The organism is Sporosarcina sp. SG10008 (genome assembly GCF_044569405.1).
Classification (GTDB): Bacteria; Bacillota; Bacilli; order Bacillales_A; family Planococcaceae; genus Sporosarcina; species Sporosarcina psychrophila.
Genome location: NZ_CP172607.1, coordinates 3,209,035 through 3,230,811, shown reverse-complemented (window position 1 = coordinate 3,230,811; position 21,777 = coordinate 3,209,035). Strand labels below are relative to the sequence as shown.

The window sequence follows — 21,777 nt, the reverse complement described above, 5'->3', positions numbered from 1 at the left end:
CACCATGAAAAGAAAATTATTGCTTGGTATCGGTTTAGCTGCACTTCTAACATTAACGGCTTGTGGAGATTCGAGTAAAAGTACTTCAAAGGAAGCCGAAGCGAAAGGGCATTACCCGTTAACGATTCAAAACTATACGAAAGCGGAAGGCGGAACAACTTGGGATAAGAAAGACCAAGTATTTGATGCTGCACCTGAAAGAATCATGGCTAATACACGTCCAGCAGCGGAATTATTATTGCATTTAGGCTTAGGCGATAAAATCGTTGGGGTAGGTGCAAACTTTGGAGCTCCTGACAAATCAGTAGAGGAAGAATACTCGAAATTAACTATTCTAAGTGATGAATATGTCGGCAAAGAGGTGACATTAGGAACCAATCCAGATTTAGTTTTTGGTCGAGGCGGCTTATTTGATAATGCGGATTGGGGTGTAGGTACAGTAGATACACTCAATGATATGGATATTAAAACGTACGTAATAGAGTCATCTGTTACAGGTGGAACATATGATTCTATTTATAAAGATATTGAAAACATCGGTAATATTTTTAGTGTCCAAGACAAAGCGGACAGTTTTATAAAAGAGCTTAAAGACAAACAAACATCGATAACATCAAAATTAGAAAGTATTCAAGACCATAAAACTTTTGCTTATTTGCATACAAATGACCCAAATGAGATTTATGTCTATCCAGCAGGCGATGAAACATTCTTCAACGATGCCTTTAATATGGTCAAGCTAGATAACATATTCAAGAAGGAGACTGCTGATGTAAGTATTGAAACGCTTATTGAGGCTGATCCAGATGTATTAATCTTACCGGAATGGGATGACGCAGACCTTGAAAAAGTGAAAGAAGGAATCTATGCGAATCCGAAGTTATCAAGTATGAAGGCCATCAAAAATAGGAAGATTTATGTAGTGGATTACAATTATATGTTTGGCTATGGTTATAACACGATCGATGGAATGGAACTATTAGCGAAAGAAATTTATCCAGACTTGTTTAAGTAAAAAATGAAAGGTGCCAGTTTTGAAAATACTTCAGACTTATTTTTAAAACGGGTGTCTTAATTCAGGTAAAAACTACTCTACTAATTTACTTCAATTGCATAGTAATAGAAGGAAGACCAGACAAGTTACGACTGTTTGGTTTTTTTGTATGTTTATCCAAGTGAATTTACATATATTTATTGCTACGCATCGCTAGTGGGCGCTGCGCAGTAATTTTCACTTCCATCATTAAGATAACCCACCTTCGTATTCAAATTGAATTAATACCTAGCACTAAAAATGGGTGAATGTTATAATACTTCTAATAATTAACAAGAATGGGGGTGAATCAATTGAGGAAGATATTCCTTTTATGTGTGACTTGCTTTAGTTTATTCCTAATCGTACCTACTATTGTTCATGGCGAAAATCTGAATGCTTCCATTAGTGAGGATGTTGGAAAATCACGAATCATTTTGTTTGGCAACGTAAAGAAGGTAGATAATGTATTGAAAGATAAAACGGAGTCTATTGATACAGTTCTTCAAGAAACAGTGAATGGTATGCAAAAAACAGAAATTAATTCTGTTACTTCTGGAATTAAGAATACAGGGGATTTACTAAATATGACAGTTACCGATACTGTTGGGAAAACAACCTCTGAAGTAACAAATGTGGTGAATGACACAGTGAATTCGGTCGTATATGGATTACCAACTGTTCCTGTCGTCACCCCGGTCGTTAAGGATATAAATGAAACAGTTGAGAAAACAACTTCTTCTGTTCAAACGATCGTAGAAACCACAGGGGAATTTGTTAATGAAACTCTGAAATCTACAATCGATGTTTCTGAAGATGAGGTTATTGAACCTGTTGAAACAGTGGATACCGTTCCTAAAGTTATAGAACTTCCTCTTGAAATCTTTGAGGAAGATAAAAAAATCAGTAGTGGGAATGTAAATATCTTCACTAAATTAAAAGAGTGTAGTCGTGATGTTAGGCCAGTGCCGAAACCGGAACCTATTACGCCTTTAGCGCCTGAAATTGAGACAGATGTATTGAGTAAACAAGTTGGTACTAGTGAACTAGAGAAACATAGTGACATCGGCTTGGATAATAAGAGTGAAAGTAGTATGAATGACGAGGTTTACCTAGAAGTAGATTCTATTTTAGTGGGAAATTATGTGAATGAGCAGTCGATTGGTAAGAAAGTAAAAGTGCATGAACAGGGGAATGGTTTGATTGAACCAATTATTAATTCTAAAACTGACGTGTTAGAAAAGAAAGATGTTGATAATCCTAATCATTCAACTAAATCAAGCCAAGAGGAGGGGAGTCTACCGCCACCTATCATTATAGGAGCACCTTCGCCTACAGCCTCCTTAACTTTAGAAATGGGCGGACAAAGTGATTTAAGTTTTTATGGAATCGTTGATGTATTCACGCTAAAATCTTCAGGCGGGGGAACGTGGATACATTTGAATGAGGTTGCAATGGTTAAATGGGCACATGCTCCTCCCGGGAAACCGCCACAACAATCTCCTTTTTAAAATGTGTGATAAACATTATAAAGGGGATGAAAACAAATGAATAACATCATGGAAATTAGGGATTTATCGGAGAGAACAAAGATTAAAGATATGATACAAAGTACAGACCAACATTATGTTGTTGGACAACTTGCGGCAAGTATTGCCCATGAAATACGAAATTCATTAACAACTATTAAAGGGTACACGCAATTAGGCAAACAGGAGGCACCAACTAAAAACTTTGATGTAGTTATGTTGGAGATCGAAAAGATCGAAGAAATAATAAATGATTTGTTACTTTTAGCTAAACCGCAAATTTCCACTTTTGAAGAATTGGATATACAAAAGGTTCTCGATAATTATTTGGAAATTTAGGCACCCATGTATAAAGTGAAAGGCAACCGCGACAACATTTGGTTGCCTTTTTTTTGAGTTTTTTTGACTATTGAATTGTCATAAATCAACCATGAACCTTTCGCTATTAACTTTAGGTATGCTGTGCATGATACTATTTCGGCAATTCACTGAAATTACATATTTATAATTTGGGTCAATTTAGCCATTCTTAATTTATAAACACTGACATCATTGTATGCTTTTATTCATACTATATTTTGGGGTGAAAAAATGCCAAGAGTGAAATACCGAGATTCAGACATCGACTTACTGGCAAGGATGATGAGAGCGGAAGCTGAAGGTGAAGGTAAACAAGGAATGCTATACGTTGGCAATGTAATTGTTAATCGTCTCGTGGCAGATTGCTTGGACTTTACAGATTTAAGATCAATTGATGATGTCATTTTTCATGTGCAAGGAGGAAATTATTCTTTTGAGGCTGTTCAAAAAGGTAATTTATTTTATGAAAGAGCAAGACCTGTTGAAAAGAGATTAGCAAGACAGACATTGGATTACTGGAGAGACCACCCAGGGAAATATGCCCTTTGGTATTTTAATCCGTCTGGTCCATGCCCTCCAACATGGTACGGTCAACCTTTTACTGGTCAGTTTAAAGAACATTGTTTTTATGAACCAGTAGCTGGAACATGTGAAAGTGTTTATATCGGTTAGGTTGACTAATGAAGATTATTAATTTCGGAGTTTAATTGTAGTTTTGCTTTCTGGGAATACAAATACAACACGTTTAGCCGCAGATGCTTAATTTTAGGCACCTGCATGAAAGAGTTCAGAGTACACAATTAAAATCAAGTTTATAGGTATCTATCTGACTATCTTGATTTTTATTTTACTATGTATGTTGACATAAAGAATCCACTCAACTACGTTCGGCGCTAGGGGATGCCTCCCTATGAGGCGCCTTCGCTAGGGATTATATAGAATCATTAGTTCAACATATAAATGTGAATTGTTTGTCTTTGTTTGATGCACAGGCACTAAATTGAGCATTCATCCCTTGTGTTGTATCGACAGAGATTCCATTTTCAATTCCTCAGCTCGTCATGCTGTGGGTTGTGCGGGTCATTTTAACACTTATTATAGTGACGCCGATTGCTTATTTGATACTTTAGTAGAGTTGAAATAGAAAGTGTGCTGTATGGAAAAGTCGCGGGTATTCAGACTTTTCCTTGCAGCCATTTTTTTGTGTTGAGCGCAGGTACCCTTCTAAGATACTTGTGAGCAATAATTTTAGGGGGAAATGCATTGCCACTATATATCACTCTCTTGTACTACTAGTAAATCCTCACTAAATAGGAATCACTCTTGGCAATTGTATTTCATCAGTTGAGATTGTTTTAATGTAAGGTACCATTGCATGGGGATTTTTAGAATATACACTATGGTTTTAAACTAATACAATCTAAATCAGATTTATGGGGGTCAGTCTGACTATCTATTTAACATTACAGATACCTCTCGTTTTAAAATTACTTTGTTTTATTTAACAAAAATTCGATAAATCGATCCACTGCCTCTAAGTTTCTTGAAGATTCCCTGTAATTTAACCACGTATTCGCATACAAAGGATTTCCTTGTTTATTCACTAGTTCTTTCGTCCACATTTTTCTTTCATCGTCTAAGCAATCATTTGGTACAATCGCATATCCAAGACCTTCGAGAACCATTCTTTTACATATTTCTATAAAATCAGTTTTTATCAAAATGTTTGGTTGTACTGAAAAATGACTTTGCCACCATTCATTGCTAAGCTTTTGTACTTCAATATTCGATTTGTAAGTAATCATTGGGTGACTAGGGAGTTCATTTACTTTTATTGGTTCTTTTGAAATTAGAACAAGAGGGTCTTCTCTTAAAAGAATTTTTTCCCCCTCCCAGCGATGACCTCCGCTTTCAATTCCAATATGAATTTCATCATTATTTAAATACTGCATAATGTCCATGCCTAAACCCGTTTTGAGTTTTATCTTCACATTTGGATTTTGCAATCTGAAATCTTTTAATAATAATGGTAAATTATAAGTCGAAAAGTTATTAGTTGCACCAAGTCGAATAGTTCCTCCTCCATCTTCATATTCCTCAATCAGTTCAATCGTTTTTCTGATTTCTTCAGCTATCTTCTTTGCTCGGACAACGAGGAATTCTCCACGTGGTGTGAATTGAATCCCTTTATTACCCCTAACAATAATCGGTATCCCAAACTTTTCTTCCAATTTTTGAATTCGATATGATATAGCGGGTTGAGTTAAAAATAGTCGATCAGCTGTCTTTTTGATGTTTTTTTCTATGAATAATGTTTCTAATATAATGCAGTCTTTATAATCCAAGCCCAGTCCCACTTTCTTTGATATAAAAAATTTCTTTAAGAAAGAAATAAATCTTTAAATCCATTTATAGCTAATATTACTATACACTGAGTTTACCGGGTTGTGGGTATATTCGAATTAGTCTATTAATGTACTTCGTTATAAAAGCCATGAAATTATATTGCGCTAACGAAAAAAAAGAGATTAATAGTGAGTTATTCCGCAAAAATATAATTTACGACTGAAGATGGAGGATATATGTTGTTTATTAAAAACCTGATTGATTCAATACCATTCTAATGACATTTATTAATTATAGGAATTTAGATTAATCTTGGTGCTCAGTGACCTACTATATTTAATTAGAAAATGGGAGTGAAATTATATGCTAAGTATTATTGGTTTTATAATGGTTTTATTAATAATTTTACTTTTGTTAAGGGGGAAAAGTTTACCTGTAGTTGTTATGTTTGTCGTTCCAATTATTGCAGCATTATTTGCGGGCTTTCATTTGTCAGAAGTAGGTACGTTCGTAATGGATGGAATCAACAAAGTAACTGGTATCATCGCAATGTTTATCTTTGCCATTCTTTACTTTGGTGTAATGACGAAAGCGGGCTTGTTTGAACCTTTGATTAGAAAATTAGTGAAATCAGCGGGCAATAATATAGTTGCTGTAGCAATGGTTACCGCAATCATTGCAATGCTTGCCCATATTGAAGGGGTAGGAGCAGCAACATTTCTTATAACTATTCCCGCATTGCTTCCAATTTATCGCAGATTAAATATGCGACCTACAACATTACTACTTCTCGTTGGTCTGTCTGCAGGGACGATGAACATGATTCCGTGGGGCGGTCCGACTTTAAGAGCAGCAACTACACTGGATATGGATGTGGTCGAACTTTGGAAACCACTTATACCTATACAAATTATTGGCCTTTTAACAATCTTGATAATGACTTATATCATAGCTAAGATAGAAATCAAAAGAGGAGCCGGAATACATAATTCAGCAGACGCATTATTAAGCTCAGGGACAAGTCTTGCTCAATCAGACCCTACTGAACAATTGGATAATATGGATGAAAAGTTTGGGGACCTGTTACGCCCTAAACTTTGGTGGTTCAACGTTTCCCTAACTATAGCTGCAATCGGTGTGCTTGTATGGGGAGTTGTACCGCCAGCAGTGGTTTTCATGGCGGCTTTGACAATTGCACTGCCAATTAATTATCGTGGAGTTGAAGTTCAAAGTCATCTAATCAAAATATTTTCTCCAGAGGCAATATTAATGGCGACTGTACTAATGGCTGCAGGGTCATTCCTCGGTATCCTTTCAGGAACTGGAATGGTTGATGTAATGGCAAGTGATATCGTACGGATAATCCCCGATGCTTTCGGACCGTACTTGCACATTATTATTGGTTTCTTAGGAGTTCCGCTTGGAATGATTTTCGGACCAGATCCATATTATTTCGGAATTCTTCCTATAGTAGTAGAGGTGCTGAATGCGCATGGTGTTCCTCCAGAAATGGTTGCAAGAGCTATGCTTATTGGTGAAAACGTTGGATTCCCAATAAGCCCAATGGTCCCCTCAGTCTATCTTGCTGTAGGGCTAGCGGGAGTCTCAATTGGTGAACATATTAAACGGTCCTTCTTTTGGTTTTGGGGATTGGGTATAGTCTTGATGATTGCAGCTCTTATTTTGGGAGTAATATCGGCATAAAAAACTAAGTAGTTTTGGTTCGTTTTATAGGGGGAAACTGGAATTGGAGGTATGAATAATGAAGAAAATTAGAATTGGTTCAGGCGCGGGCTATTCAGAAGATAGACTTGAACCAGCAATAGATGTGATGAAGAACGGTAATATTGATTACGTTATTTTTGAATGTTTAGCCGAGAGAACGATTGCTTTGGCGCAACAGGCGAAACTGGAGGATCCACTTAAAGGCTATAATAATTGGCTTGAATATAGAATGGATAGCATTTTACCACTTTGTGCGGAAAAAGGATTCAAAGTGATTACAAATATGGGTGCGGCCAATCCTTTGGAAGCAGCAGAACTAGTAAAGAAGATGGCGATTGAGAAAGGTCTTTCACATCTCCGTATTATTGCGGTAATTGGTGACGATATTTTTCCGAGTATTGATAAGTACGTAAATTATGAAGTATTAGAAACGGGCGAACTTCTATCGTCCTATACATCGACCTTAATATCGGCCAATGCCTATATAGGTGCTGAAGGAATTTTAAAAGCATTACAAAATGAAGCGGATATTGTAATTACCGGAAGAGTGGCTGATCCATCTTTAGCATTAGGTGCATTAATGTACGAATTTGATTGGTCATTCGACGATTATGAGTATTTAGGAAGAGGAACGTTGATTGGCCACTTATTGGAGTGTGGTGCTCAAGTAACAGGTGGATACTTCGCAGATCCAGGCTATAAAGATGTGCCCGAGCTGTGGAATGTAGGCTTTCCAATCGTAGAAGTGGATAAAGAAGGAGAATTTTTCATTACAAAGTTAAAGAAGTCCGGTGGAATAGTATCTGAAGCCACGGTGAAAGAACAAATATTATATGAAATACACGATCCAGCAAATTATTTTACTCCAGATGTAATTGCAGACTTTTCAAAAGTTGAAGTGAAGGAGTTTGAGGGAAATAGTGTAAGCGTGACTGGTGCGACTGGAAAGCCGCCTACGGGTTTGTTTAAAACAAGTATTGGTTACAAAGATTCCTTTATCATTGAAGGTGAAATGAGTTATGGGGGCCTAGGTTCTTACAAAAGGGCAAAGCTTGCCGGTGAAATTGTAAATAAGCGAATAACTTTATTGGGAATGCCACATTTGGAAATCCGAACTGATTATATTGGTGTGGAGTCTTTATACAAAGACGTTACTGGAGATACCCCCACCGTTAATGAAGTAAGACTACGGATAGCCGCTAGAACGGAAGAATATGAAGATGCATTAAGGATAGGTAAAGAAATAGAATCTTTGTACACAAATGGCCCTGCAGGTGGTGGGGGATATCGAATGAATATAAAAGACGTTATTGGCATAAATTCTATTTTCGTACCCTCGAAAGATATTACAATCCAGATTAAGTAAAGGTGGTGTACATATGAAACTTAGGGAAATTGCACATTCGCGAACCGGTGATAAAGGTGATATATCCAATATTTCCGTTATCGCTTATGACATAGAACATTACGAAATGATAAAACAGCAAGTGACGGCCAACCGGGTGAAAGAATGGTTTGGAGAAATAGTTCAGGGGGAAGTTGTACGTTATGAAATTCCATCCTTAGGTGCTATGAATTTTGTTTTATATAAAGCATTAAGTGGAGGGGTAACTAAATCGCTTGCAATTGATACACACGGAAAAAGCTTGAGTTCCAAACTATTAGGAATGGATATTAGTGTAGATTAGCAATTTCATGTAACTGTGCGGAAGAGGAATCAGAATATACACTACGGTTATATAATAATTCAATCAAAATAAGGTTTATGAGTGTATGACTATCTTGTGTTTTTGTTTAATGTACAGGCAGTAAATTTTAAACTGGAAGCGCCAAAGCATTATTCGAATGGGTATTAAGTGAATTCGTTTAGCTATAGGAGGAATAATTGAATTCTATAAGTACAACCCACAAAACTTAATTTACTATTTTCGAAAGTTACAATTGTATAAAGATACATAAAGGTATATAATTATAGATAAATCATTGTAACTATAGGAGTGAATGCTATGAACAGAAAAAATATAATTATTATAGGCGCTGCAGGAAGGGATTTCCACAATTTCAATACGTTTTATCGTAATAACGAAGAATATCGTGTTGTTGCTTTTACGGCAACACAAATTCCTGATATCGATGGACGTAAATATCCTAGTGAATTAGCTGGTGAACTATATCCAGAAGGTATTTCTATTTATTCAGAAGACCAATTGCCATCGTTAATTGAAGAGTTGGAAGTTGACGAATGCGTGTTTGCATATAGTGACGTAAGTTATGAATATGTAATGGGCATAGGTGCGATTGTGAATGCAGCGGGTGCTAACTTCACACTGCTAGGACCAAAAGGCACGCAGTTAAAAAGTAATAAACCTGTCATTTCTGTTTGCGCTGTACGAACTGGAACCGGGAAAAGTCAAACGTCACGAAAAATTATTGAAACGTTACTTGAGCATGATTTAAAAGTAATTGCAGTTAGACATCCTATGCCTTATGGCGATTTAAATGCACAGCGTGTTCAGCGCTTTGCAACAGTGGAGGACTTAAAGAAACATAATTGTACGATCGAAGAAATGGAAGAGTATGAACCACATGTGGAACGTGGAAATATTGTTTATGCTGGCGTAGATTATGCAGATATTTTAGCAGCAGCTGAAAATGATCCAGCTGGTTGTGACGTTATTTTATGGGACGGGGGAAATAATGATTTCTCGTTCTTTAAGCCTGATTTAGCCGTTACTGTCTTGGATCCACATCGCCCAGGTCATGAGTTGAAATACTATCCTGGCGAAGTTAGTTTAAGAACAGCCGATGTTGCCATTATTAATAAAATTGATAGCGCAACAGCAGAATCCATTCAAATCGTGGAAAATAATATTAAACTTGTAAGTCCTAAAAGTAGCATTATTAAAGCTGAATCAAAGATTACGGTCGATCAGCCGGAGATTATTGTTGGTAAACGTGTATTAGTCGTTGAAGATGGCCCGACGTTGACACACGGAGAGATGAAAATTGGTGCGGGAACAGTTGCAGCCGAACGTTTAGGTGCGAAGGAAATCATTGACGCACGTCCATTTGCAGTTGGCACAATAGCAGAAACGTTCAACAAATATCAACATATCCAAAACGTCCTTCCAGCGATGGGCTATGGCGAACAACAATTGAAAGATCTTGAAGAAACCATCAATAATGCTGACTGTGATGCCGTGATCATTGGAACACCGATGGATTTAACTCGAATTATTTCGATTAATAAACCTTGCACGCGTGTACACTACGATTTAGATGAAGTGGGTAGTCCGAATTTAAGCGATATTTTAAAAGGTTTTATCCAAGAACATAAACTTGTGAAGTAAACAAATTACAGGTACCTATTTTGAAAATACACTCCAATTTTATAATACAATGAAAATCAGACAAATTGGCGACTGTCTGATTTTTTTGTACGTTAATTTGTATATATGAATTGTTTACCAGTGTGTCTTGTATTCAGATGAAAAAATACCTGAGCAAGAGACATATTTCATCTCCTGCTCAGGTATATTCAGTAACTATCTCTTATAAAATATACATACCAATCAAACCGCATAGTATACCTAGCAATACGACGGATCCTGCTACAAAAAACAAGACTCTTGTAGGGAACGATTTTGCAACTAACAACAGAGATGGCAGACTGATAGAGGGTAATGTGATTAGGAGTGCTGCAGCCGGACCACCACCGAGCCCAAAGGACATGAACGTTTGGATGATAGGAATTTCCGCAGCTGTCGGAATCACAAATAACATACCTGCGATTGCAAAAATGATAATTGTGAAAATGGTATTAGCAGACGCTTCGCTCACATGCGGGAATAACCAAACGCGAATTGCCCCCATCAATAGAACGGATAGGATATAGGCTGGAAGAATATACAAAGTCATTCTTCCTAAGCTTTTCATCCATCTGGAAATGAAGGATCCTGTCTCCTCGACATCCGCTTCTTTCATGATTTTATCGATATCGACTTGTTTTACTTCCGGCACGAAACGATTGGCCAGATAGCTGACGCCGAAAGTTAAAATCACACCGAACACCAGTCGGAGTAAAGTAAATTCCCAAGACAAAACAAATGTCATGAAAATCAGCGTGGCAGGGTTCAAGGTCGGGTTGCCAAGCCAAAAAGCAAGGCTAGCCCCTACGGAGACATTTTTCTTGCGCAGTCCGACAGCAACTGGTGCAGCACAACAGGTACACATCATGCCTGGAAGTGAAGATAGGCCCCCAATTGCCGTGCTACCAAAAGAAGTTTTTCCAAGCACTCTGAGTAACCAGTTTGCAGGCAATAATACCTGTACCAAAGATCCCAATAGAATACCCAGAACAGCTGCTTTCCAAACGGAATTGAAATAGATCAAAGCATAGGACCAAGCGCCTTCCCAAGAGAAAGATCCTGACTTAGCCGGATCCCCCAAAATGGAATCCCCGATTGAATGAGAATTAATGGCCAAGATGCTTTTGCTATAATACGGAATCCATTTCAAATAGGCCAATCCCACAATGGCAATCAACAAAAATATCAAAATATAAACAATCGTCCTTTTGGAACGGGACGATTGAGAAGGTAATGAATGATTCATCTGTACATCTCCCATGAAAATAAAATAACTAGCTAATTATAGCACTATATTAAACAAGAAATTAACTATTTTTTCCTTTGTGTTTTTTTGTGCAAATGTAGTGTGCAACAAAGCCCGGAATGTGTGCAACCAATCTCGGGAAGTCTACAACAAATCCGGTGAAGCGACCAACAAACGGGGAGGTGTCCAACGAAACTCTCGAAGTGTGCAACCAAGCCCAGAAAGCGTCCAACCAATCCCAAGAAGTCTGCAACCAATTCGGGAAAGCGTCCAACCGACAGGGAAGTGTTCAACGAACCAATCGAAGTGTCCAACAAAGCCCGGAAAGTGTCAAACCTAAATTCAAGTACCTATGCGTGAAAAAATCAAGAATAACACTGTGATTTTATGATAATACAATCAAAATTAGGTTTATGGATGACTGCCTGACTACATAAGGAATTGAACCTGAAATATGAGATGAAATAAAACATTATTTGTTGGAAATCTGGGTATAGATATATTGTAGTAAGCACCATACATAAGGAATAGATTTAAGAATAGGGAGTGTCAAATTTGAAAAAGATTAAGTCTTTATTAGTTATATCATTACTTTTAAATTTCATTTTGATTGGAGTGGGAAGTGTTGGAGTGTCTAAAATAGGCGGCATTGAATTCATTAAAAAACAAATGCAACCGGCACCTTCCGGAAAAGGAACTTCAGATTATTACTTCACGAAAAAAAGTATCTTCTATCAGTCCGATGCTAAAAATGTAAGTAAAATATTCATTGGGGACAGCATTACAGATTACGGAGAGTTTCAGGAATACTTCCCTAACGAGGTTGTACTAAATAGGGGAATCAGAAACGACGTGTCAAAAGGAGTATTGAATCGAATACAGGAAGTGGTTAATCGGAACCCTAAAGAGGCATACCTTATGATTGGCGTTAACGATATTCGATACTCCAAAGGTAGTAAGAATTTTGAAAAACACATAACTGCGATTGTGAAGTCTTTCGAAGGTGAAAACAGTAAACTCATTATACAATCCATACTTCCAGTAAATAACGAGCTGTTTGGTAATGAAGTATCTAATAAAAAAGTAATACAATTTAATGAAGTATTACAAAGAATTGCTGAAGAAACCGGAATCGAATACATTGATTTACATTCTAGTTTCGTGGACAAGAATGGGCAATTGGATGAGAAATTCACAATTGATGGGATCCACTTAAATGGGGAAGGGTACAAGATTTGGGTGGATGCTCTAAGTTGAAAATGATAATTTCAAACCTGTGAGATACTATTTTAGATATACACTACAATTTTATAATAATACAATGAAAAACAGACAAATTGGTGAATGTCTGTTTTTTTATATTTGTTTTCGCATAAGTGATATTTTTGTCTTTTTGTCAAGCACGGTATCTTTCACTCGTTCGGGGAAGTATCTAACCATAGTAAGTCAATTGTACAGGAAAAAATATTTGGACCTGTGCATAGTGTGGTACATTTGGTAATGTGGAAGAAGCAATTGAATTAGCAAATGCCACTGATTATGGACTGGTTGCTGGTGTTTGGACTAAAGATATTGATATAGTACATTATGTAGCGACAGGCGGTGTTCAAATACCGTTTGGAGAATATAAGAATAGGCTCTAAAAAGGAGGTTTGAAATGAAAGCACTTAACAAAATTAGTAGTTTAGCTGGTAAACATTTTGCCCTTATAGTAATAGTGTTTTCTGTCCTAGCTTTTATGGTTCCAAGTTTGTTCTCTTCATTTGGTGCGTATATCACTATCTTACTTGGGGTCGTAATGTTCGGCATGGGACTTACGTTGAAAGCATCCGACTTTAAATTAGTTTTTACGAATCCAATCCCTGTTCTAATAGGAGTGGTTGCACAATTTTCTATTATGCCAACTATTGCATTTATTATCGCTTATTCATTAAAATTACCGGCTGAACTTGCCGCTGGTTTGGTTTTACTTGGAAGTGTTCCTGGGGGTACTTCTTCTAACGTAATGGTATATTTAGCCAAAGGAAATGTTCCTCTATCCATCACAATGACAACCGTCTCTACATTACTTGCTCCAATTATGACACCATTTCTATTGTTAATTTTTGCTGGGCAATGGTTGCCAGTCGATCCAATGTCTATGTTTATATCTATTGTACAGGTGATCATTATTCCAATTATATTGGGTTTATTAGTTAATAAATTCCTACCTACTGTTACCAGTAAAAGTGAATCTGTTTTACCTCTAATCTCTATTGTTGCGATTACGATTATTGTCTCTGCAATTGTTGCAAACAATAAAGAAAATATTGCAACTGCAGGAATACTAGTGTTCGTTGCAGTCTTACTGCATAATGGATTTGGACTTTTATTAGGATACTATGCAGCGAAAGCTTTAAGACTATCTCGTCAAGACCAACGTGCAATATCGATTGAAGTAGGAATGCAGAACTCCGGTCTTGGTGTAGCTTTAGCTGCTGCATATTTCACGCCACTAGCTGCATTACCAAGTGCATTTGCTTCCGCATGGCAAGTAATAACCGGAACTATTCTCGCTTCCTACTGGGCAAAACATGAAGTACCAAATGATACTAAAGAAGTGCAACCACTTCACGATCCTTTCTCAGATGCTGAAGACCTATCAAAATAACATGAAAAAGAGCGCTTGATGAAGTATCAAGCGCTCTAAAACTATTGTTTATCTGTATGAAAAAATAAAGGATATTTCTAGATATAATCGAATAAATTCATCGAAAAGGAACTATGTAAAATCACGATGCCGCTAAAAAGTATTAAATTGAGTACATTGCACATAATTTAACCAATCACCAATGGGCTAAATTCCATAAAATAAAGGCAGTGATAAAGTTGCATCTACGTCTTTTTTTCACGGAAAAAGAAACTTCCTATCCCGAAAAAGTGGTACTCAACCAATGAATGGTTTTCCAAGGAAATGAGGGAAGCCTCCAACAAAACTATTGAAGTCTACAACCAAGCGCAGAAAGTGTCCAACGAACCCCAAGAAGACTACAACCAATTCATGAAAGTGTCCAACCAACAGGGAAGCCTCCAACAAACCTATGGAAGTGTGCAACCAAGCGCAGAAAGTGTCCAACGAACCCCAAGAAGTCTACAACCAATTCATGAAAGTGTCCAACCAACAGGGAAGCCTCCAACAAAACTATTGAAGTCTACAACCAAGCGTAGAAAGTCTCCAACTAAACTATGGAACTGTCCAACAAACCACATAAACTCTCCAACCAACCCCACAAAAATAGAAAAGACCAAACATATTTACAAATGTCTGGTCTTTTCCATGTTTATTTAAATGTGTGAACTATATGCCTCCATATCAAGCCTATCAATCCTTCAGGCGCCAATAATCCCTACTCATTCTTAGCGAAAATCTCTCCAGCGATTCCCATTGCTTGAACGGCTTTAGGGAAACCGACATATCCGGCACACTGGATGATGATTTCGATAATTTCATCTTTTGTGAGGCCGACGTTTAGGGCTGCCTGCAGGTGAACTTTAAACTGCTCAAAAGCTCCCTGTGTGATGAGCGAAGTGAGTGTTATGAATTCCCGTTCTTTAAGGGAAAGACCTTCTCTAGTGTAAAGATCACCAAAGCCGAAGGACACAATCATCTCCCAAAAGTCAGGTGAGATTTTCTTTATGCCTTCCATGCCCGTCCGTACTTCTTGCGAGAATAATTCCTCCATTGCATTTAAACCGTACTCATACCGCTTGTTATTTTCCATATTATTGCCTCCCCATTGTTGGTGGAATTTCATTTTCAAGAACTAATGCTTCAATTACAATCGGTTTGTTGGTTTCTTTAATCATATGTAACGCTTCTTTTATAGCATCGGTTAAATCATAAGGGGTATGACATGTAGTTGCTGTTAATCCCATTGATTCGGCAAATTTAGCTACGTCGAGTGGAGTTTCATAAATACCACCGATGGACGTGCCAATCATTTTTTGCATTCCTTTTTCCACCATGTCTAATCGTCCATTATTCAAAACGATGAACAGGACAGGGGAGTTATAATTGTACGCTGTCGAAAGTTCCGTACCGTGCATGAACATACATCCATCACCAACTAAACAAATAATTGTTTTTTCGGGGGCTGCTAGTTTTGCACCTATGGAATAGCCGATTCCGTTACCCATCGCACCGAATATATCATCAAAGAAGAAAGTTCCTGGTTTGTAAATATCAAAGTATTTAATGCCGTAGAATGAATGGCTCCCATCATCTCCAAAAATAATCGCGTCATCTGGAAGCGTATTTCGCATCGCCCGTAATACTTGGACTGCAGACATTCGCTCACCGGGCTGATTATCCTGAAGTGGGCTCAACTTAATTGGTAATAAAAAGGCTTCGCTGTTTGTTTCTGGTATATCCTTTAAAATCGCTGTTAGATTAGATTTAATGTCGCCAAGCACGGGAGTAGTTGGTACTTGAATTGATTTCCCGATAAAGGTTGGGTCATAATCAAAGTGGATGATATGCTCTGGATACATCGCTTCGGATAATCCAGCGATCGACATGTCACTTAATCTTGATCCGATGATAATAAGTAGGTCAACCTGCTCATTAAAGTATTCTGCTGCTTCCACGGTACCGCCCAATCCGAATGCTCCTAAAGAGAGCTTATGATTGGATGGAAATGTACCTTTTCCACCTGGTGTGGTGATGACAGGAATGTTCCAATGCTCAGCAAGATGCTGCACTTCTTCGTAGGCCTTGCTGGAATGAACGCCTTTTCCCAGAAATAGGAGGGGACGCTTGGCCGCATGTAGTTTTTCGATTACATCACAGGTATTGGGTGAAATCATTTCATGGGACACTGGAAATTCTAATTGAAATGGTTCGATCTCTTGTAGTAAAATATCAAACGGAATAGACAGATGCACAGGTCCTTTTACACCTGATAACGCTTTTTCAAGGGCATGCTGCAGGAACGGCTGTAGCATATCACCGCGCTCTACCCGTGCACTGAATTTAGTGACAGATTTGAACATATCCACAAGATCGGTACCGAATATGCTGGAGTCCTGACCCATTGCTTTTCCAGTATCTTTCAGTGAAGGGTGCCCTGTGATAATTAATAAGGGAAGATTGGAGGCTTTCGCCTGACCGGCGGCTGTCAGTAGGTTGGTCCCACCAGGCCCAGACGTACCAACTGCGACCCCGATTTTCTGATTCATTAAGGCATAGCCGGAAGCTTCAAACCCAGCAGCTGCTTCGTGTTTACTTAATACAAATTCCAGATCATGTGTCAATATCTCGAATAATATAGGGGATATTGCCTTTCCCGGAATGCCGAAAATATGATTAATACCCCAATATTTGAAATTCGCTACTAATACGGATGCAGTCGTTGTCATGCTGTTTGCTCCCCCTATTATCCTTATCGTACTAAATAAATTTCCTCGATTTCCTCAATTGGAAGTGGCTTGCTGAAGAAATAGCCTTGCGTTATATCACACTGGTGATTTGTCAGGAAGTCGAGTTGTTCCTTCGTTTCAACACCTTCTGCAATCACTTCCTTATGAAGGTTGTGTGCTAACGTGATAATTGCGTTTACAATAATGGCGTCATTCGGATCGTTCATTAATTCACTAATGAAGGATTTGTCGATCTTAATATAATCAATCGGGAAGTTTTTAAGATAGTTCAGCGAGCTATAACCAGTCCCGAAATCATCAATACTGATGCCGATGCCGAGCGATTTCAGCTTATTCAATACGAGAATAGAGTATTCGTACTCCATCGCCATATATTCGGTGATCTCGACTACGAAATAGTGCGGGTCGAGTGCTGTACGTTCCAGAACTTCCTCCACAAATGTAATGAGATTTCTAGTAAGAAATTGCTGTGTAGATAGGTTAACTGCAACTTTTACAGGTACCATTCCAGCATCCTGCCATTTTTTGTTTTGGGAACATGCCTCATTGATGACCCACTCTCCAATTTGGGTGATCAATCCATTTTCTTCAGCCAGTTTGATAAATTTACCTGGAGGGAGCAGACCTAACCTTGGATGCTGCCAGCGAATTAACGCTTCAAACCCAATCAATTTACCGGTCTGGTTATGAATTTGCGGCTGATAATGAAGTACAAATTCATTATTATCAAGTGCTTTCCTTAAATCGATCTCGAGACTATATTCGTCCATCATATCTTCTAGTAATTCGGAGGTATGTACGACATAACGATTTTTACCCCGTGATTTTGCCTGATACATCGCATTATCTGCGTATACCATGAACCTTTCCATTGAAACGGGATAGGCGGGATAAATCGCAACTCCGATACTCGCTGTCGTATGCAACTCTTTCTTGCCGACTTGAAAAGGTTCATGAAACAGATTGAGTATCTCTTCGGCCTTTTTCGTCGGATAATCAGGACTACTAAAATCTGTAAGCAGGAAGATAAATTCATCACCACCCATTCGGGCAAGTACATCCTGTTCCCCAAGACAACCAGATAAACGCTCGCTTACCTTGATAATGAGTTCATCCCCATATGAATGACCAAAGTTATCGTTAATGACTTTAAAGCGGTCCAGATCCATGTACAAAAGAGCCATCGTCCGATTTTGGCCTGCTTTTAGTCCCTGGATGATGATTGCTAGTTCCTTATTAATATATCGTCTGTTTGGTAGATTTGTTAAATCATCATGATAGGCTAAGTAGTTATATTTTTCCTGCAGTCGGTAACGGTCTGAAATATCCCTGAACTGGCCAAAGGCACCAATCATTTTATCTTCTTCATAAATGGGCTGGGCATCGAACAGGCAGACAACTAGGTTACCCGCGTTATCTATAAATTTGATTTCTTCGTTTTCGAATATTTTTCCTTGTTCCAGTACTTCTTTAAAATAGTCTCCCGTTATTGACGATTCGCAAATATTTCTTCCTACAACCGATTCTCTGCTGTTATTCGATATTTTTTGGGCAAAATCATTAAACTCAGTAGTGATTCCGAACTCATCTGTAACAACAATCCCATTTCTTGTTCTGCTTAACATGATTTGATTCATAATATTAAGTTTTTTATTTTGTTTTCTTAATAAAAGTTCCCTTTCAATCGAATCAACCGCCTGGGTTAACATCGTAAGAAAAAGCGGGTTTTGAAATGAGATGGGCATCATGATGGACACACTACCAAGTAGGTTATTGTCATCAGTATAGTGAAATGCAGCCCCATAACACGCAATGTTATGAAGAAACGTATGATAATGTTGTTCGCCAATTAGACTGATTGGGTGTTTTTGTTGCAATGAAAGACTGACGACACTCGTGCCTGTATCTTCCTGGGTGAACAGGCTACTTAGTCTGATCCCAAATTGTTCGATGGTAGACTTTATAGTTTCATCTCCTTCAATTTCAAGAAGATAACCGTTTGCATCCGAAACAACAACGAGTATCGGCGTGCCCTTTAAGGAGTTCAGCAGCTTATTCGAGAAAAAACTCACAACTGATAGAATTTCACTATATGATTTTCTTTTCTCGGCAAACTCCACTTCGCTCAAAAAGTTCTTTGGCCTCGATACCTCATTCGGATCCATTCCGGACGCTTTGCACATTCTTTTAGACTCAGTAATATAGTATGGTTCCGTCATATTTAAGTCCCCCTTCCAATATCCTTGTAAGAATTATATATTTCCTTGCCTCAATTAGTAGCTGGATTATTAATGAATAAGTAAAAAAAATCCTTTTCTGCCGAGGTTAAATCAATAAAAATAACCAGTAGAAAGGATTCTTATAATACCAATTTTACCGCAATTTCAGCTTAATATCAATCTGAGTATTGGCATAGCAGCTAGCTATGCCACGCTACTATTAAATTATGCTAAAGTTGTATAAAAATAGAATGTAAATCAGGCGAATTAGCTATTATTTAGTTTTTTATATACTCATTTAGTCATAGGGGTGATTTGTCTCTTTGTCAAATGGAGGCAGATTTTAAACATGTCTGTGACTATTTATCCCTTAAAGGTTATAAGTTCATGTCAGCGGTTAGTTGCCGGTTGAAGTAACTGTTGCGGTCTGATCTAACCGTCGATAAAGTGTCCAACCAAGCCGAGAAAATGTCCAACGAAACCCAAGAAGTTTACAACGAACCCATGAAAGTGTCCAACCAACGGGGAAGTCTCCAACGAAACTTTTGAAGTGTCCAACCAAGCCTAGAAAGTGTCTAACGAATCCCGAGAAGTCTACAACGAATCCATGAAAGCCTCCAACCAACGGGGAAGTCTCCAACGAAACTTCCGAAGTGTTCAACCAATCCTAGAAAATGTCCAACCAATCCCGAGAAGCCTCCAATCAATCTATGAAAGCGTCCAATCAATGGGGAAGTCTCCAACGAAACTCTCGAAGCATCCAACCAAGCCGAGAAAATGTCCAACGAATCCCAAGAAGTTTACAACGAACCCATGAAAGCGTCCAACCAACTCGGGAAAGTTTATTTAAATGTGTTGTTTTTAGTGGTACGGGTAAATACTATATAAAAAGGATATTTTTATCCAGAAAAATGTATGGGAAATAACCAAGTCGTTAAAAGTAGGAGAAATTAATTATGGACAGAGATAAGAAGGTGGAAATAATGAATATTCAGCTTGATAGTTTATAAAGTAATGTTGTTCAAGTAATGATAATTGGGTTATAGCTGCATCGAATTACGAAGCAAAAAGGAGATGGTATTAGATGAAAAACCGTTGGATATGGCAATGGCTTAGCTGCATTGTTGTTGTGGCAGTTGTGTCTCTCAGTGGACAAACAAAAGCTTTATCTCAATCGTTTAAAGATGTCTCACAAAACCACCCATTTCGAGAAATAATTCAGAACATGCAAGTAAGGGGGCTGATTAATGGCTATCCGGATGGCTCGTTCAGACCAGACGAAACAATTTCACGTCAGCATGTTGCTCATTTATTGGATAAAGCATTAGCGTTAGAAGCGAAGACAGTCGCCGTTATTCGTTACAAGGATGTGCCTACGAATCATCCTTACTCAAATGCGATTTTAAAAGTTTCACAAGCAGGAATTTTCAGCGGAGACGTTAATGGGAACTTTAATCCTAACGCACCCATCACACGGGTACAGATGGCTAAAGTACTGGATCTGGCGTTTGAATTAAATATTAAATCCTTCAGCCATTATCGAGATGTAGGTAAAAATAATTGGGGGTTTCTGCACATACAGGCCCTCAATTCAAATGGGATTACAGTTGGAAATAAGGGCTATTTTAAACCGAATGAGCCCGTGACACGTGCCCATTATGCGGCATTTCTGCACCGTGCGTTAAAAATGCCTAAGGTTCCAATCCCTAATCCGAACCTCCCGCCGACGAAAGAGGAAATACTAAATTTAGTCTATAGATTGCCTGTTACAGTTGAAACTACTATTAATAATTCTAAGTTACAGTCGTCCCCGTTTAGCGCGGTTCGTACGGAACTATTGGAAACTGCAACGCAACCGTTAGTGGACTCAGACTTGAAGAATTACTATGCAAATATGTGTACGTATTGTGATATGGGTCTTTTTCCATCTCTAGCGGATGAAACAGATTACCGATTTGAAATTCTTGAAAACACGCCAAATTTAGTTAGGATTCGTACGGTTTCCTTTGATGCTCCGCTTGAAGACGCTGTTTATTTGGAGTATGGGTTTGAAAAACAATCGGTCAAGTGGAAACTGTCAATATTCGACTGGGATCACGTCGGGGCAGGAAGCTTTGACCTTACCAAAGAGGAAGCGCTTCAAATTGTGGGAAATGAGTATGCTAGCTATGCATCGTCGCCGGTACGAGTGACTTTTCTTAACACCAAGTATGCCGATGTATATGATCCATACACGGACCAGGATTATCGTCGCCTTGTGTACCGAATGCAAGTGGAAACTGAAGAAGGGAGTTTCAATACCTTTTTCTATCCACATAGCGGATTGTTTGATCAAGAATAGACAGTGCATGAAAAGTGTCTCTACGTGACAATTTTCAGAAAATACACTACGCTTGTATAATAATAGAATGAAGATTAGACACTTGGTGAATGTCTGGTCTTTTTTTTGTATTTTTATTCAATAAGTTGATCGGTGAAATGAACAGTCACCAGTTCGACTCTGAAACGATTACCGCGGTATTATCTAATCGTT

Annotated in this window: 17 protein-coding genes; 12 read left to right on the top strand and 5 right to left on the bottom strand. The window is 38.1% G+C overall.

Annotation, left to right across the window (positions count from 1 at the left end):
* Positions 1–4 precede the first annotated feature (4 nt).
* The 4 genes from ACGLYD_RS15295 (at position 5) to ACGLYD_RS15280 (ending at position 3,594) form a co-directional block, all read left to right on the top strand.
* The gene (locus ACGLYD_RS15295) at positions 5–1,015 is read left to right on the top strand and encodes an ABC transporter substrate-binding protein (protein WP_399628931.1); all 1,011 of its coding nucleotides are present in this window, start codon (positions 5–7) and stop codon (positions 1,013–1,015) included.
* A 332-nt stretch (positions 1,016–1,347) separates the two neighbouring features.
* A complete protein-coding gene (locus ACGLYD_RS15290; protein ID WP_399628928.1) occupies positions 1,348–2,544 on the top strand; it encodes a hypothetical protein in 1,197 nt (398 codons plus the stop codon).
* A gap of 36 nt (positions 2,545–2,580) precedes the next feature.
* Positions 2,581–2,901, top strand: coding sequence for a histidine kinase dimerization/phospho-acceptor domain-containing protein (locus tag ACGLYD_RS15285; RefSeq protein ID WP_342539017.1), 321 nt, complete (start codon positions 2,581–2,583; stop codon positions 2,899–2,901).
* A 252-nt stretch (positions 2,902–3,153) separates the two neighbouring features.
* Positions 3,154–3,594 carry a cell wall hydrolase gene (locus ACGLYD_RS15280; protein WP_067212729.1) on the top strand — a complete coding sequence of 147 codons (441 nt, stop codon included), beginning with the start codon at positions 3,154–3,156 and terminating at the stop codon, positions 3,592–3,594.
* Between the two features lie 815 nt (positions 3,595–4,409).
* Here the strand turns inward: ACGLYD_RS15280 and ACGLYD_RS15275 are convergent.
* Positions 4,410–5,267, bottom strand: a complete 858-nt coding sequence (locus ACGLYD_RS15275; protein ID WP_354312142.1) for a LysR family transcriptional regulator — start codon at positions 5,265–5,267, stop codon at positions 4,410–4,412.
* 364 nt (positions 5,268–5,631) lie between these two features.
* Between ACGLYD_RS15275 and ACGLYD_RS15270 the strand changes: the two genes are divergently transcribed.
* From ACGLYD_RS15270 to ACGLYD_RS15255, 4 genes are all read left to right on the top strand, one after another.
* On the top strand, positions 5,632–6,972 hold the full coding sequence (locus ACGLYD_RS15270) for a CitMHS family transporter (RefSeq protein WP_399628925.1): 1,341 nt from the start codon (positions 5,632–5,634) through the stop codon (positions 6,970–6,972).
* Positions 6,973–7,030: 58 nt separating this feature from the next.
* A complete protein-coding gene (locus tag ACGLYD_RS15265) occupies positions 7,031–8,359 on the top strand; it encodes an acyclic terpene utilization AtuA family protein (RefSeq protein WP_354312144.1) in 1,329 nt (442 codons plus the stop codon).
* 13 nt (positions 8,360–8,372) lie between these two features.
* On the top strand, positions 8,373–8,681 hold the full coding sequence (locus ACGLYD_RS15260) for a hypothetical protein (protein ID WP_354312145.1): 309 nt from the start codon (positions 8,373–8,375) through the stop codon (positions 8,679–8,681).
* Between the two features lie 318 nt (positions 8,682–8,999).
* Positions 9,000–10,343, top strand: coding sequence for a cyclic 2,3-diphosphoglycerate synthase (locus ACGLYD_RS15255; protein WP_187045757.1), 1,344 nt, complete (start codon positions 9,000–9,002; stop codon positions 10,341–10,343).
* 202 nt (positions 10,344–10,545) lie between these two features.
* Here the strand turns inward: ACGLYD_RS15255 and ACGLYD_RS15250 are convergent, their stop codons facing one another.
* Positions 10,546–11,607 carry a permease gene (locus tag ACGLYD_RS15250; RefSeq protein ID WP_399628920.1) on the bottom strand — a complete coding sequence of 354 codons (1,062 nt, stop codon included), beginning with the start codon at positions 11,605–11,607 and terminating at the stop codon, positions 10,546–10,548.
* 546 nt (positions 11,608–12,153) lie between these two features.
* Between ACGLYD_RS15250 and ACGLYD_RS15245 the strand changes: the two genes are divergently transcribed.
* The 3 genes from ACGLYD_RS15245 (at position 12,154) to ACGLYD_RS15235 (ending at position 14,257) form a co-directional block, all read left to right on the top strand.
* A complete protein-coding gene (locus tag ACGLYD_RS15245) occupies positions 12,154–12,864 on the top strand; it encodes a GDSL-type esterase/lipase family protein (RefSeq protein WP_399628919.1) in 711 nt (236 codons plus the stop codon).
* 245 nt (positions 12,865–13,109) lie between these two features.
* Positions 13,110–13,250 carry an aldehyde dehydrogenase family protein gene (locus ACGLYD_RS15240; RefSeq protein ID WP_354312148.1) on the top strand — a complete coding sequence of 47 codons (141 nt, stop codon included), beginning with the start codon at positions 13,110–13,112 and terminating at the stop codon, positions 13,248–13,250.
* Between the two features lie 14 nt (positions 13,251–13,264).
* Positions 13,265–14,257: a bile acid:sodium symporter family protein gene (locus ACGLYD_RS15235; protein ID WP_399628916.1), complete on the top strand. Its 993-nt coding sequence runs from the start codon at positions 13,265–13,267 to the stop codon at positions 14,255–14,257.
* A gap of 736 nt (positions 14,258–14,993) precedes the next feature.
* Here the strand turns inward: ACGLYD_RS15235 and ACGLYD_RS15230 are convergent.
* Genes ACGLYD_RS15230 through ACGLYD_RS15220 form a run of 3 tightly spaced genes read right to left on the bottom strand, consistent with a single transcriptional unit; the run spans position 14,994 to position 19,244 of the window.
* Positions 14,994–15,368 (bottom strand): carboxymuconolactone decarboxylase family protein, encoded by a 375-nt coding sequence (locus ACGLYD_RS15230; RefSeq protein WP_067212447.1) that lies wholly within the window; start codon positions 15,366–15,368, stop codon positions 14,994–14,996.
* 1 nt (position 15,369) lies between these two features.
* Positions 15,370–17,004 carry a thiamine pyrophosphate-binding protein gene (locus ACGLYD_RS15225; RefSeq protein WP_399628913.1) on the bottom strand — a complete coding sequence of 545 codons (1,635 nt, stop codon included), beginning with the start codon at positions 17,002–17,004 and terminating at the stop codon, positions 15,370–15,372.
* A 23-nt stretch (positions 17,005–17,027) separates the two neighbouring features.
* The gene (locus ACGLYD_RS15220; RefSeq protein ID WP_399628910.1) at positions 17,028–19,244 is read right to left on the bottom strand and encodes an EAL domain-containing protein; all 2,217 of its coding nucleotides are present in this window, start codon (positions 19,242–19,244) and stop codon (positions 17,028–17,030) included.
* A 1,084-nt stretch (positions 19,245–20,328) separates the two neighbouring features.
* Here ACGLYD_RS15220 and ACGLYD_RS15215 point away from each other — a divergent pair.
* The gene (locus ACGLYD_RS15215; RefSeq protein ID WP_399628907.1) at positions 20,329–21,585 is read left to right on the top strand and encodes an S-layer homology domain-containing protein; all 1,257 of its coding nucleotides are present in this window, start codon (positions 20,329–20,331) and stop codon (positions 21,583–21,585) included.
* Positions 21,586–21,777: the final 192 nt, after the last annotated feature.

Excerpts from the sequence above, each read along its gene's own strand:
- ACGLYD_RS15295 (WP_399628931.1), top strand. The coding sequence starts at position 5 with ATGAAAAGAAAATTATTGCTTGGTATCGGTTTAGCTGCACTTCTAACA.
- ACGLYD_RS15235 (WP_399628916.1), top strand. The coding sequence starts at position 13,265 with ATGAAAGCACTTAACAAAATTAGTAGTTTAGCTGGTAAACATTTTGCC.
- ACGLYD_RS15260 (WP_354312145.1), top strand. The coding sequence starts at position 8,373 with ATGAAACTTAGGGAAATTGCACATTCGCGAACCGGTGATAAAGGTGAT.
- ACGLYD_RS15215 (WP_399628907.1), top strand. The coding sequence starts at position 20,329 with ATGAAAAACCGTTGGATATGGCAATGGCTTAGCTGCATTGTTGTTGTG.
- ACGLYD_RS15230 (WP_067212447.1), bottom strand. The coding sequence starts at position 15,368 with ATGGAAAATAACAAGCGGTATGAGTACGGTTTAAATGCAATGGAGGAA.
- ACGLYD_RS15225 (WP_399628913.1), bottom strand. The coding sequence starts at position 17,004 with ATGACAACGACTGCATCCGTATTAGTAGCGAATTTCAAATATTGGGGT.
- ACGLYD_RS15270 (WP_399628925.1), top strand. The coding sequence starts at position 5,632 with ATGCTAAGTATTATTGGTTTTATAATGGTTTTATTAATAATTTTACTT.
- ACGLYD_RS15280 (WP_067212729.1), top strand. The coding sequence starts at position 3,154 with ATGCCAAGAGTGAAATACCGAGATTCAGACATCGACTTACTGGCAAGG.
- ACGLYD_RS15250 (WP_399628920.1), bottom strand. The coding sequence starts at position 11,607 with ATGAATCATTCATTACCTTCTCAATCGTCCCGTTCCAAAAGGACGATT.
- ACGLYD_RS15285 (WP_342539017.1), top strand. The coding sequence starts at position 2,581 with ATGAATAACATCATGGAAATTAGGGATTTATCGGAGAGAACAAAGATT.
- ACGLYD_RS15265 (WP_354312144.1), top strand. The coding sequence starts at position 7,031 with ATGAAGAAAATTAGAATTGGTTCAGGCGCGGGCTATTCAGAAGATAGA.
- ACGLYD_RS15220 (WP_399628910.1), bottom strand. The coding sequence starts at position 19,244 with ATGACGGAACCATACTATATTACTGAGTCTAAAAGAATGTGCAAAGCG.
- ACGLYD_RS15255 (WP_187045757.1), top strand. The coding sequence starts at position 9,000 with ATGAACAGAAAAAATATAATTATTATAGGCGCTGCAGGAAGGGATTTC.